This is a genomic window from Comamonas testosteroni, from assembly GCF_000761245.1.
GTDB classification, from domain to species: Bacteria; Pseudomonadota; Gammaproteobacteria; order Burkholderiales; family Burkholderiaceae_C; genus Comamonas; species Comamonas testosteroni_C.
On the sequence record NZ_AWOR01000001.1, the window covers coordinates 688,972 to 701,845 of the forward strand.

The 12,874-nt window shown below is 60.0% G+C and carries 13 protein-coding genes; 10 read left to right on the forward strand and 3 right to left on the reverse strand.

All coding sequences use genetic code 11. The features are described 5' to 3' along the window. Positions 1-15 precede the first annotated feature (15 nt). From nuoG to P353_RS03170, 10 genes are read left to right on the forward strand one after another with little or no spacing between them, the layout of a single operon-like run. Positions 16-2,133: an NADH-quinone oxidoreductase subunit NuoG gene (gene nuoG, locus P353_RS03125; RefSeq protein WP_034365059.1), complete on the forward strand. Its 2,118-nt coding sequence runs from the start codon at positions 16-18 to the stop codon at positions 2,131-2,133. Beyond that, positions 2,130-3,206 carry an NADH-quinone oxidoreductase subunit NuoH gene (gene nuoH / locus P353_RS03130; RefSeq protein WP_003057825.1) on the forward strand — a complete coding sequence of 359 codons (1,077 nt, stop codon included), beginning with the start codon at positions 2,130-2,132 and terminating at the stop codon, positions 3,204-3,206. Before nuoG ends, nuoH begins: the two co-directional genes overlap by 4 nt. Before the next feature lie 11 nt (positions 3,207-3,217). Then, positions 3,218-3,727 (forward strand): NADH-quinone oxidoreductase subunit NuoI, encoded by a 510-nt coding sequence (gene nuoI, locus P353_RS03135; protein WP_003057824.1) that lies wholly within the window; start codon positions 3,218-3,220, stop codon positions 3,725-3,727. A 34-nt stretch (positions 3,728-3,761) separates the two neighbouring features. Next, positions 3,762-4,442: an NADH-quinone oxidoreductase subunit J gene (locus tag P353_RS03140; RefSeq protein ID WP_034365061.1), complete on the forward strand. Its 681-nt coding sequence runs from the start codon at positions 3,762-3,764 to the stop codon at positions 4,440-4,442. After that, positions 4,439-4,747: an NADH-quinone oxidoreductase subunit NuoK gene (nuoK, locus tag P353_RS03145; protein ID WP_003057821.1), complete on the forward strand. Its 309-nt coding sequence runs from the start codon at positions 4,439-4,441 to the stop codon at positions 4,745-4,747. The genes P353_RS03140 and nuoK overlap by 4 nt, the downstream gene beginning before the upstream one ends. Before the next feature lie 30 nt (positions 4,748-4,777). Beyond that, positions 4,778-6,814, forward strand: coding sequence for an NADH-quinone oxidoreductase subunit L (nuoL, locus tag P353_RS03150; RefSeq protein ID WP_198529012.1), 2,037 nt, complete (start codon positions 4,778-4,780; stop codon positions 6,812-6,814). Positions 6,815-6,830: 16 nt separating this feature from the next. Beyond that, positions 6,831-8,306, forward strand: a complete 1,476-nt coding sequence (locus P353_RS03155; RefSeq protein WP_034365067.1) for an NADH-quinone oxidoreductase subunit M — start codon at positions 6,831-6,833, stop codon at positions 8,304-8,306. A gap of 24 nt (positions 8,307-8,330) precedes the next feature. Continuing rightward, complete coding sequence (gene nuoN / locus P353_RS03160) at positions 8,331-9,824, forward strand: NADH-quinone oxidoreductase subunit NuoN (protein WP_034365070.1); 1,494 nt, start codon at positions 8,331-8,333, stop codon at positions 9,822-9,824. Positions 9,825-9,880: 56 nt separating this feature from the next. Next, a complete protein-coding gene (locus P353_RS03165; protein WP_003057814.1) occupies positions 9,881-10,186 on the forward strand; it encodes a DUF2818 family protein in 306 nt (101 codons plus the stop codon). An 8-nt stretch (positions 10,187-10,194) separates the two neighbouring features. Next, positions 10,195-10,707 (forward strand): DUF1178 family protein, encoded by a 513-nt coding sequence (locus P353_RS03170; protein WP_034365073.1) that lies wholly within the window; start codon positions 10,195-10,197, stop codon positions 10,705-10,707. Between the two features lie 51 nt (positions 10,708-10,758). Here the strand turns inward: P353_RS03170 and P353_RS03175 are convergent, their stop codons facing one another. The 3 genes from P353_RS03175 to P353_RS03185 are packed head-to-tail and all read right to left on the reverse strand — an operon-like array spanning position 10,759 to position 12,476. Further along, positions 10,759-11,547, reverse strand: coding sequence for an anti-sigma factor family protein (locus tag P353_RS03175; protein WP_034365507.1), 789 nt, complete (start codon positions 11,545-11,547; stop codon positions 10,759-10,761). An 11-nt stretch (positions 11,548-11,558) separates the two neighbouring features. Beyond that, positions 11,559-12,086, reverse strand: a complete 528-nt coding sequence (locus tag P353_RS03180) for an RNA polymerase sigma factor (protein ID WP_034365075.1) — start codon at positions 12,084-12,086, stop codon at positions 11,559-11,561. Then, positions 12,087-12,476 (reverse strand): hypothetical protein, encoded by a 390-nt coding sequence (locus tag P353_RS03185; protein WP_034365078.1) that lies wholly within the window; start codon positions 12,474-12,476, stop codon positions 12,087-12,089. Positions 12,477-12,874: the final 398 nt, after the last annotated feature.

Below are 12,874 nucleotides of genomic sequence, written 5' to 3' on the forward strand. Positions count from 1 at the left end.
TCGCGAGACAAGCATATGGTTGAAATTGAACTGGACGGAAAAAAGGTCGAGGTGACGGAAGGCAGCATGGTCATGCATGCAGCCGAGAAGGCCGGCACCTATATTCCTCACTTCTGCTACCACAAGAAGCTATCCATTGCGGCCAACTGCCGCATGTGCCTTGTGGATGTGGAAAAGGCTCCCAAGCCCATGCCCGCCTGCGCCACGCCAGTGACGCAGGGCATGATCGTGCGCACCAAGAGCGAGAAGGCCATCAAGGCACAACAGTCGGTGATGGAGTTCCTGCTCATCAATCACCCACTGGACTGCCCCATCTGCGACCAGGGCGGCGAATGCCAGCTCCAGGATCTGGCAGTGGGTTATGGCAGCAGCTCTTCGCGCTACGAAGAAGAAAAGCGCGTGGTGTTCCACAAGAACGTGGGGCCGCTGATTTCCATGGAGGAAATGAGCCGCTGCATTCACTGCACACGTTGCGTGCGCTTTGGCCAGGAAGTGGCCGGCGTCATGGAACTGGGCATGATTCACCGCGGCGAGCACTCCGAGATCACCACCGTGGTGGGCGACAGCGTGGACTCCGAGCTGTCGGGCAATATGATCGACATCTGCCCCGTGGGCGCGTTGACCAGCAAGCCCTTCCGCTACAGCGCCCGTACCTGGGAGCTGTCGCGCCGCAAGTCGGTGGCTCCTCACGACTCCACAGGCTCCAACCTGATCGTTCAGGTCAAGAACCACAAGGTCATGCGCGTTGTGCCCTTCGAGAACGAAGAAGTCAACGAATGCTGGATTGCCGACCGCGACCGCTTCTCCTACGAAGCGCTGAACAGCGACGAACGCCTCACCAAGCCCATGCTCAAGCAGGGCGGCGAGTGGAAGGAAGTCGACTGGCAGACCGCTCTGGAATATGTGGCCAACGGCCTGCAGCAGATCAAGAGCAACCATGGTGCCAGCACCATCGGCGCTCTGGTCAGCCCTCACAGCACAGTGGAAGAGCTGTTCCTGGCTGGCAAGCTGGTGCGCGGCATCGGTAGCGAGAACATCGACTACCGTCTGCGCAATGCCGAGTTCACTGCCACGCAAGGCGTTCAGTGGCTGGGTCTGCCCATCGCTGCATTGAGCAATCTGCAGTCGGCTCTGATCGTGGGCTCCAACCTGCGCAAGGACCATCCGCTGTTCGCACAGCGCATTCGCCAGGCTGCCAAGAAGGGCTGCAAGGTCTTCGCCATCAACGATCGCGTCTATGACTGGGCCTTGCCTGTCAACGCATCGGTGGTCGCTGCCGGCGACTGGGCTCAGGCCCTGGCCGATGTGGCCGCCGCTGTGGCCGAGGCCAAGGGCGTGACGGCTCCGGTGGCCGGTCAGGTCCATGACGAAGCCAAGGCGATTGCCGCTGCCCTGCTGGCTGGCGAGCAAAAGGCGGTTCTGCTGGGCAATGCCGCAGCGCACCATGCCCAGGCTTCCGCACTGCTGGCTCTGGCCAACTGGGTTGCCGAGCAGACCGGCGCCGCCGTGGGCTATCTGACCGAAGCCGCCAACACCGTGGGCGCGCAATGGGTCAAGGCCATGCCTGCTGGCAACGGTCTGAATGCGGCTCAAATGATTGACGGTGGCCTCAAGGCTGCCATCTTGCTGAACAACGAGCCAGAGTTCGACAGCGCTGCCGGCAAGGCCGCCATCGCCGGTCTGAACAAGGCCGAGATGGTGGTGACACTGAGCCCCTTCAAGGCCAACCTCGAATTCAGCGATGTGCTGCTGCCCATTGCTCCGTTCACGGAAACCTCGGGCAGCTTTGTCAATGCCGAAGGCCGTCTGCAGAGCTTCCACGCCGTGGTCAAGCCTCTGGCCGACACGCGTCCTGCATGGAAGGTGCTGCGCGTGCTGGCCAATCTGATGGGTGTGCCGGGCGTGGACTATGAGACGTCGCAAGACGTGCTCGCTGCGGCCACTGGCGGCGCTGCCCAAGTGCCTGCCAATGTGCTGAGCAATGCGGCCCAGGCCGTGAGCGCAGTGCCCGCCGGCAATGTGACTGCGCCTGCAGTCGCCAGCATTTACCAGCTCGACAGCATCGTGCGCCGCGCTACGTCGCTGCAATTGACGGCTGACGCTCGTCAGGTTCGTGAGGGAGGCGCCGCATGATCGACGCATTGAAAGCCTGGGGCGCGGGCCTGTCCGCCGCTCCTTTCTGGACCGATGTGGCCTGGCCCGTCATCTGGATTCTGCTCGGCATCGTGGCCATCGTGGCTCCCCTGATGGGTGCCGTGGCCTACCTCACATTGTGGGAACGCAAGCTGCTGGGTTTCATGCAAATCCGTCTGGGCCCCAACCGCGTGGGTCCGTCGGGTCTGCTGCAGCCTCTGGCTGACGGCCTGAAACTGCTGACCAAGGAGCTGATTCAGCCCACGGCAGCTGCCAAGGGCCTGTTCTATGTGGGCCCCGTCATGGCCATCATGCCCGCCCTGGCGGCCTGGGTGGTGATTCCCTTTGCTCCCGATGTAGCCCTGGCCAACGTGAACGCGGGCCTGCTGCTGCTGATGGCCATCACTTCCATCGAAGTCTATGGCGTGATCATTGCGGGCTGGGCTTCCAACTCCAAGTACGCCTTCCTGGGCGCGCTGCGCGCCTCCGCTCAGATGGTGAGCTACGAAATCGCGCTGGGCTTCTGCTTCCTGGTGGTCATCATGGTCACGGGCAGCATGAACCTCTCGGCCATCGTGATGAGCCAGGGTCAAGGCCAGTTCGCATCCATGGGCATGAGCATCCTGTCCTGGAACTGGCTGCCGCTGCTGCCTATCTTCATCGTCTACCTGATCTCGGTCGTTGCCGAAACCAACCGTCACCCGTTTGACGTGGTCGAAGGTGAAGCCGAAATCGTGGCCGGTCACATGGTCGAGTACTCGGGCATGGGCTTTGCGGTCTTCTTCCTGGCCGAATACGCGAGCATGTGGCTGGTCTCCATCCTGGCCGTGATCATGTTCCTGGGCGGCTGGTTGCCTCCGTTCGACTTCCTGGGTTTCATCCCCGGTTGGATCTGGCTGGCGATCAAGACCTTCTTGGTGGTGTCGTGCTTCATCTGGATTCGCGCTACCTTCCCGCGCTTCCGTTATGACCAGATCATGCGTCTGGGTTGGAAGATCTTCATTCCCGTCACCCTGGTGTGGCTGGTGGTTGTGGGTGCTTGGCTGTACTCGCCCTGGAACATCTGGAAATAAGCGGAGTACGTATGTCTGCAGTAGCTGCAACACCTTTCTCCTTCAAGGATTTCCTCAAGAGCTTCATGCTCTGGGAACTGGCCAAGGGCATGGCCCTGACTGGTCGCTACACCTTCCGTCGCAAGATCACGGTGCAGTTCCCTGAGGAAAAAACACCTCAGTCGCCACGCTTCCGTGGTCTGCACGCCCTGCGCCGTTACGAAAACGGCGAAGAGCGCTGCATTGCCTGCAAGCTTTGCGAAGCCGTGTGCCCTGCCATGGCCATCACCATCGAGTCCGATGTGCGTGACGACGGCTCGCGCCGTACCACGCGCTATGACATCGATCTGACCAAGTGCATCTTCTGCGGCTTCTGCGAAGAAAGCTGCCCGGTGGACTCCATCGTGGAGACGCACATCTTCGAATACCACGGCGAAAAGCGCGGTGATCTCTACTTCACCAAGGACATGCTCCTGGCAGTGGGTGACCGTTATGAAGCCGAGATCGCTGCCAACAAGGCAGCAGATGCCAAGTACCGCTGAAGCGGCTCCTTGATCACTTGAAAAGATTCGATCCATGGACGCCAAAACTGGTTTTTTCTATCTGTTCTCGGTCGTGCTGCTGTTTGCAGCCTTCCGGGTTGTCACGGCTCGCAACCCTGTGCACGCCGTGCTCAATCTGATTCTGGCCTTCTCGCAAGCGGCTGCCATCTGGCTGCTGCTCAAGGCTGAATTCCTCGGCATCGCTCTGGTGCTGGTCTATCTGGGCGCTGTGATGGTGCTGTTCCTGTTCGTGGTGATGATGCTCGATATCCGTATCGACTCCATGCGCCGCGGCTTCTGGAAGCATTTCCCCTTCGCCGCCCTGATCGGTGTGCTGATCGCCTTTGAAATGGGCATGGTGCTCATGGGCGGTTTCGGCGACGTCGAAGACGCCAAGGCTGTTGGTGCGACCATGGTCAATGCAGCCGGCCAGACTGTTCCTTACTCGAACACACAGGCTCTGGGCAAGCTGCTGTACACGGAATACCTGTATCCCGTGGAAATTGCGGCCGTGATCCTGCTGGTGGCCATGATTGCCGCAATTGCCCTGACGCTGCGCAAGCGCAAGGACAGCAAGGCCATGAACCCTGCAGATCAAATTCGTGTACGCGCCTCTGACCGCATCAAGCTGGTCAAGGTCGACAGCACCAAGCCTGCACAAAAACCTGACGCTGAAGCCGTGGCTGCAGCGCCTGCTGTGGAGACAAAAGCATGACGCTGACTTTGGGCCACTTCCTGACGCTGGGTGCCATGCTGTTTGCACTCTCCGTGGTTGGCATCTTTCTGAACCGCAAGAACCTGATTGTCTTGCTCATGGCCATCGAGCTGATGCTGCTGGCCGTGAACATGAACTTTGTCGCGTTTTCCAGCTATCTGGGCGACATGCACGGCCAGGTGTTCGTGTTTTTCATCCTGACAGTGGCTGCTGCTGAATCGGCCATCGGTCTGGCGATCTTGGTGCTGCTGTTCCGTAACAAGACAAGCATCGATGCGGAAGATCTCAACGCCCTCAAGGGTTGAGTCCGCCGTAACTTGCAAGGTTCTCAAGAAATGAGTCAAACCCTTTCTGCATCCATGCTGCTTGCGGTGCCGTTGGCACCGCTGGTCGGCTCCGCACTCGCGGGTATCTGGGGCACGGCCTTTGGCGGCAACAAGATTGGTCGCACTGGCAGCAGTTCCCTGACGATTCTGAGCGTGCTCTTGGCCTTCGTTCTGTCGGCCCTCACGTTCAAGGCTGTCGTGTTCGACGGCGCAAAGTTCAACGAAACCATCTACACCTGGATGGTTGTCGGTGGCCTGAAGATGGAAGTCGGTTTCCTGATCGACTCCATCACGGCCATGATGATGTGCGTGGTGACCTTTGTGTCGCTGATGGTTCACATCTACACCATGGGCTACATGGAAGAAGATGACGGCTACAACCGTTTCTTCTCCTATATCTCGCTGTTCACCTTCTCCATGTTGATGCTCGTGATGAGCAACAACCTGTTGCAGCTGTTCTTCGGCTGGGAAGCCGTGGGTCTGGTGTCCTATCTGCTGATCGGCTTTTACTACAAGAAGCCCACGGCCATCTTCGCGAACCTGAAGGCCTTCCTGGTCAACCGCGTGGGTGACTTTGGCTTCATTCTGGGTATCGGCCTGATCGCTGCCTACACCGGCACGCTGAACTACTCTGAAATCTTCGCCAAGCTGCCAGAGATCCAGAACACCCAGCTGCCCGGTACGGGCTGGTTGCTGGTGACCGTGACTGCCATCTGCCTGTTCATCGGCGCGATGGGCAAGTCGGCCCAGTTCCCGCTGCACGCCTGGCTGCCGGACTCCATGGAAGGCCCCACACCTATCTCCGCGCTGATTCACGCGGCGACCATGGTGACGGCCGGTATCTTCATGGTGTCGCGCATGTCTCCTCTGTATGAGCTGTCGGATGTTGCGCTGAACTTCATCCTGGTGATCGGCTCCATCACAGCGCTGTTCATGGGTATCCTGGGCATCATCCAGAACGACATCAAGCGCGTGATCGCGTACTCCACGCTGTCCCAGCTGGGCTATATGACCATCGCTCTGGGTGTGTCGGCCTACTCGGTGTCCGTGTTCCACCTGATGACCCACGCCTTCTTCAAGGCGCTGCTGTTCCTCGGTGCCGGCTCCGTCATCATGGGCATGCACCACAATCAGGACATCCGCTGGATGGGCGGCGTGCGCAAGTACATGCCCATCACCTGGATCACTTTCCTGCTGGGTAATCTCGCACTGATCGGCACGCCGTTCTTCTCGGGCTTCTACTCCAAGGACGCGATCATCGAGGCGGTTCATGCTTCCAACCTGCCTGCTGCCGGCTTTGCCAATTTTGCAGTGCTGGCCGGTGTGTTCATCACGGCTTTCTACTCCTTCCGTCTGTACTTCATCGTCTTCCACGGCAAGGAGCGCTACGACCAGAACCCCGATGCCCACCATGATGACCACCACGGTCATGATGACCACGGCCATGGCCACGATGCCAAGCCCCACGAGTCGCCTCTGGTGGTGACCGGTCCTCTGGTGCTGCTGGCCATTCCTTCGGTGGTGATCGGTGCGATTGCGTTGATGCCCATGCTGTTTGGCGACTTCTTCAAGGGCGTGATCCACGTCGATGGCTCCAAGCATGGCGCCATGGCCGAACTGGCCGAGAAGATCCACGGCTGGGTACCCATGGCGCTGCACGGCTTCACGGCTGCACCGTTCTGGCTGGCTCTGGCCGGTGTGGTGGTGTCCTATGTGTTCTACATGGTCAAACCCGAGATTCCTGCCGCCATCATGGCTTTCTCCAAGAAGATTGGTCTCTACCAGGTTCTGGAAGGCAAGTACGGCGTGGACTGGGTGTATGAGAACATCTTCGCCCGCGGCTCCCGTGCTTTCGGTACCTTCTTCTGGAAGGCTGGCGATCAGGCCATCATCGATGGCGCCATCGTGAACGGCTCCTGGAAGCTCATGGCCAAGTTGGGTCAGTGGGTGCGCGGCCTGCAAACAGGCTATCTCTATCACTACGCGTTGGTCATGCTGCTGGGTATCGTTGCCCTCATGACGTACTTCGTGTGGCTCAACAAGTAGTAGGGGAAGAACAAAAATGGGTTTGTTGAGTCTTTCTATCTGGGTGCCGATTGCTTTTGGCGCCCTCCTGCTGGCCTTCAGCAAAGAAGGGCAGGCCAACGCGGTGCGCTGGCTGGCACTGATCGGTGCGCTGATCGGTTTTGCGGTGACCATTCCTCTGGTCACCGGCTTCGACACCACGACTGCCAATATGCAGTTTGTGGAGAACGCGCTCTGGATCGAGCGCTTCAACATCCACTACCACCTGGGCGTGGATGGCATCTCCATGTGGTTCGTGCCGCTGACGGCCTTCATCACCGTCATCGTGGTGATCGCCTCCTGGGCCAACATCACCGAGCGCGTCAACCAGTACATGGCCGCTTTCCTGATCCTGTCGGGTCTGATGATCGGTGTGTTCGCGTCCCTGGACGGCATGTTGTTCTACGTATTCTTCGAAGCGACTCTGATCCCGATGTATCTGATCATCGGTATCTGGGGTGGTCCGAACAAGATCTACGCAGCCTTCAAGTTCTTCCTGTACACCTTGATGGGCTCGCTGCTCACGCTGGTCGCTCTGATCTATCTGTACACCCAGTCGGGCGGCAGCTTCGAGATCCTGGACTGGCACAAGCTGCCCCTGTCCGGTACCGCGCAGACGCTGATCTTCTTCGCCTTCTTCGCCGCTTTTGCGGTGAAGGTGCCCATGTTCCCGGTCCACACCTGGCTGCCCGACGTTCACGTTGAAGCCCCTACCGGCGGTTCCGCCGTGCTGGCCGCCATCATGCTGAAGCTGGGTGCCTATGGTTTCCTGCGCTTTTCTCTGCCCATTGCTCCTGATGCGGCGCATGAGTGGTCGGGCCTGATGATCACGCTGTCGCTGATTGCCGTGATCTACGTGGGTGTGGTGGCTCTGGTGCAAAAGGACATGAAGAAGCTGGTGGCTTATTCGTCCGTGGCTCACATGGGCTTTGTGACCCTGGGCTTCTTCATGTTCAACAACCTGGGCATCTCCGGTGGCCTGGTGCAGATGATTGCCCACGGTTTCGTGTCCGGCGCCATGTTCCTGTGCATCGGCGTGCTGTACGACCGCGTTCACTCGCGCGAAATCGCCGCTTACGGCGGTGTGGTCAACACCATGCCCAAGTTCGCTGCCTTTGCCCTGCTGTTCGCCATGGCCAACTGCGGTCTTCCTGCAACCGCCGGTTTTGTCGGCGAGTGGATGGTGATCCTGGGTGCCGTGCAATACAACTTCTGGATTGGTCTGGGCGCTGCAACCGCTCTGATCTTCGGCGCTGCCTACACCCTGTGGATGTACAAGCGCGTGTACCTGGGTGCCGTAGCCAACGACCATGTGGCTGAGCTCAAGGACATCAACTGCCGCGAATTCCTGGTGCTTGGCCTGCTGGCCGCGGCCGTGCTGGTCATGGGTCTGTATCCCAAGCCCTTCACCGATGTGATGGATGTGTCTGTGGCAGAGCTCATCAAGCATGTGGCTGTGAGCAAGCTCAACTGACCAGACTGAAACGAGAGACACGAGATGATTGACAACATCAGCTGGCTGGCGATCTACCCGGAGATCACACTCCTGGTCATGGCCTGCGTCATTGCCTTGGTGGACCTGGGCGTCAAGAGCGCCCGTCGCACCGGCACCTATGTTCTGACCATGCTCACCCTGCTTGTCGTGGCGGTGATGCAAGGCATGTACGCCGCAAGCGGCAACACCTTCTACGGCTGGGGCAACATGGTTGTCTCGGACGCCATGGGCAACTGGCTCAAGTGCTTTGCCACCATCGCCGTGATGATCACCATGGTCTATGGCCGCCCATATGCGGCCGAGCGCGACATGCTGCGCGGCGGTGAGTTCTTCACACTGTCCATGCTGGCCCTGCTGGGCATGTTCATCATGATCAGCGGTAACAACTTCCTGGTTCTGTATCTGGGCCTGGAGCTGCTGACACTGTCGAGCTATGCGCTGGTGGCTCTGCGCCGCGACCACACCGTGTCCGTCGAAGCCGCCATGAAGTACTTCGTTCTGGGGGCCATGGCTTCCGGCTTCCTGCTGTACGGCATGTCCATGCTCTATGGCGCTACCGGTTCGCTGGATGTCGGACAAGTCTTCAAGGCCATCAATTCCGGTGAAATCAAGCACCAGGTGCTGGTCTTCGGTCTGGTCTTCGTGGTCGCCGGTCTGGCCTTCAAGCTGGGGGTGGTTCCCTTCCACATGTGGGTGCCCGACGTTTACCAGGGTGCACCTACCGCCATCACCGCCTTGATCGGCGGCGCGCCCAAGCTGGCTGCCTTTGCCATGACCATCCGCCTGCTGGTGGACGGCCTGCTGCCGCTGGCCATCGACTGGCAGCAGATGCTGATGGTTCTGGCCGTCTGCTCGCTGCTCATCGGTAACCTGGCCGGTCTGCAGCAGACCAGCCTCAAGCGCATGCTGGCTTACTCGACGATTTCCCAGATGGGCTTTGTGCTGCTGGGTCTGATGTCGGGTGTGGTGGACGGCAAGGTGGACCCTGCCACCGTCGAAAACGCCTACAGCTCGGCGATGTTCTACATCGTGACCTATGTGCTGACCGCCCTGGCTTCCTTCGGCGTGATCCTGCTGCTGGCCCGTGAAGGCTTTGAAAGCGAAGAGATCGCCGATCTGGCCGGCCTGAACCAGCGCAGCCCGCTGTACGCCGGCGTGATGGCGATCTGCCTGTTCTCCATGGCCGGTATTCCTCCGCTGGTCGGCTTCTACGCCAAGCTGTCCGTGCTGCAGGCACTGGTTGCTTCGGGCAGCAGCCTGTACATCGGTCTGGCCGTGTTTGCCGTGATCATGTCGCTGATCGGCGCCTTCTATTACCTGCGCGTGGTCAAGGTCATGTACTTTGATGCTCCAATCACTGCTACCAGCGTGTCTGCTCCTCTGGATGTGCGCGTTGTGCTGACGATCAACGGTGCGCTGGTTCTGCTGCTGGGTATCTTGCCCGGCGGTCTGATGGCCTTGTGCGCTGACGCCGTTGTGCGTGCCCTGGCTTCCTGATAAGACGAATGTGATGAGGGCTCGATGCCCTCATCGCTTTTTCTAGGAATGGCTTTGTGTCTATAACCGCCTCTATCTGGCTCATCATCTTGGCTGCCCTTGTGGCAGCCAATTTGCCTTTTATCAACCAGCGTCTGGGCATTGTCGGACCCGTCATGGCCGGTCGCAAGCCGCTGTGGGTGCGTCTGCTGGAAATGATTGCCCTGTATCTGCTGGTAGGCGGCCTGGGCTTGCTGCTGGAGCGCCGCGCCGGCCAGATATCTCCCCAAGGCTGGGAGTTCTATGCCATTACTGCTACGCTGTTTCTGACGCTGGCATTTCCCGGCTTCGTTTATCGCTATCTGGTTCACCGCAAGGGTTGAGTGGCGCCATGAAAGTGCTTGATCTTCACTGCCCAGCAGGCCATGTCTTCGAAGGCTGGTTTGCTTCGGAAGATGATTTTCAGAATCAGCTGCAGCGCCAGCTGGTGCAATGTCCTGTCTGTGGCGACAGCGATGTGACCAAGCGCTTGAGTGCTCCCCGCATCAACCTGGGCGCACAGCCGCCAAAAACTGCCCGGGCCTTGCAGACGGCCCCTGCTGCAGCGCCAGCACTTGCCGCCACCAGCCCTGAAATCAGTGCCGAAGCGCGTGCGCATCTGCAGTCCATGCAGGCCGCCTGGATGCAGTGGTCGCGCAAGGTCGCGCAAAGCAGTGAGGATGTGGGCAAGAAATTCGCCGAAGAGGCACGCCGCATTCACTACGGCGAAACCGAGGAACGCGCCATTCGCGGCCAGACCAGTGCCCAGGAGGCCATGGAACTGCTGGAAGAGGGCATTGGCGTTCTGCCCCTGGCCTTGCCCGAGTCGGCCAGCGGCGAAGGCGGCAGCGGCAGCCTGCAATAAGCCCAGACTCTCACTCTCACTCTCACTTGCTCGACGCTAGGGGCTGTCGCTTCAGCTCAGTTGCTGATAAATCGCGTTGGCCAGAGTCTGCAGGCGCTCGCGCGGCAAGGAGGCGCTCAAGGCATAGCCTTGCCGGCCGTCGATCCAGTAGAAACCATGGCTTGCACCGTCGCTGCTCCATTCAAAGGAGGCGGGGGCGGAGGTGGCTGTCGTCCCGGGTTTGAGCACCGAGACATACAGAGTGACGCGCTGGCCGGCCTGATCCTCGTACATGAATTGGGCGCGGGCCTGGCCGCTCTCTCCTGGCAGCAGCCGCCCGCCCATGAGGTGAAAGCCCTGGGCCTCCAGCACCGGGGGCTTGAGCGCAACGCCCAGCCGCTTGGACAGCCACTGCACCAGATGCGCCTGCTGCTGCACCGCGACCTCGACGGGGTGGCGCTGCTCGGGCACATAGACGGCATGGGCAGCCGCTGCCTCGCGGACAAAGCCCGGCAACTGCACGGCCGTGTCGGTTGGCAGTGAGCCTGATCTTTGCTGGCCTGCACCATAGCCAAGCCCCAGGCCTACGCTGAGCATGATGCCGGCGGCCAGCGCATGTGGCCAGCGCCACTGCAGCGCCGGCTTTTGCAGGGGGCGGATAAGTCGGGCTGGGACCGGCTCATCGAGCAGTTGCGCATGCAGGGCCTGAAGGCCTGCGTTCTGGGCCTGGATGGCGGCCATGCGCGCTGCCTCTTCGGGATGTTCAGCCAGCCATTGCGCCACGGCCGCAGCGGCATCGGGCTGCAACTCTCCATCCACCCAGGCATGCAGCGTGGTTTCATCGGGGCGCTGGAGTGTCATTGCACTTTCCTTCATTTGACAGCCCTCAACACGGTCGTCGCGGGTCTTTCTCCTTCCATGAGGCGCCTGAGTTGCTCGCGGGCGCGCGAGAGGCGCGACATCACCGTTCCTACGGGAACGCCCAGCATCTGCGCGGCTTCGCCATAGCTGAACTGCTCCATGCCGATCAGCAGCAGCACCTCGCGTGCCTGCGGCGTGAGATGGGACAGGGCCCGCTCCAGATCCAGCTGCAGCGCCAGTCTGGGCATGGGGTCGTGGGGCGTGTCCTGCGCCTCATCAAGCGCCACCATGCGATGCCGCGACGACTGCTGCCACTGATTGGCGTAGAGGTTGTGCATCAAGGTCAGCAGCCAGCTGAGCAAGGCCTTTTGCACCTGCTCGATCGAGGCGGCTGCTGGCGGCTGCCACAAGTCCCACTTCTGGCAGGCTCGCTCCAGGGTGTCCTGCACCAGATCGTCTGCCAGTGCAGCATCTCCCGCCAGCGCACGCGCATAGCGGCGCAGGCGGGGAATATGGACCAGGGCGGCGTCGACCTTCACTCAAGGCTTGGCAACATGCCAGCTATTGTTGAGGAAGCCGTCACCCGTCATGTCGCCGGGCTTGGCATCCTTGGCCCAGTGATAGAGCGGGCGGCCCTTGTAAGCCCATTGCTTGCTGCCGTCGTCGCGCATCACCACGCCCCAGTCGCCGATCGGCGCCGCATTCGCGGGGGCCATCAAAGGAGGCCAGTTGGTGGCGCAGCCGCCGTTGCAGACGCTTTTGCCGGAGCCTGCTGCATCCTTGTCAAAGACATAAAGCGTCATCTGGGTCGGACCTACCAGCACGCCATTGAGGGTGGTGGCAGGGGATTTTGCCGAAGTGACCGAGCCGGTCGAGCAGGCAGCCAGCAGGGCGGCGGAAGCTAGCGTCAGAGAAGCGATGCGAAACATAAGGTCTCTCCTTGTGGTTGACCTGCAGTAAACAGTTCTGCAAGGGGTTTTATTCCATGCGTTTTCACGAAGGAACTCAAGAGCAGTGCAGCCGGTTTCTTGGACATGGCTTCATACGCCGGTGGCCAAATAATTTGATAGCTTCTATCGACCAATAGGTATGTGTTTCAAAGATAAAAGAATATGAAACTCATATAGGGAAAGCGTCATAAGCTTTTAAATTGATAGCGATATGCTTGATCTTTGTCGCCCCAGGTTTTTTAGGGCGACAAATGGCAAGCATATTTGCGGGCATTGGGCTAGTAACCTAGTTACTCCAGTGGGAATTGAGCGACTCAGGGTTTACGGCATCAGGGCCAATCTGGGGAGCGCTGTGCCATGGGGATACATTTCGCCCG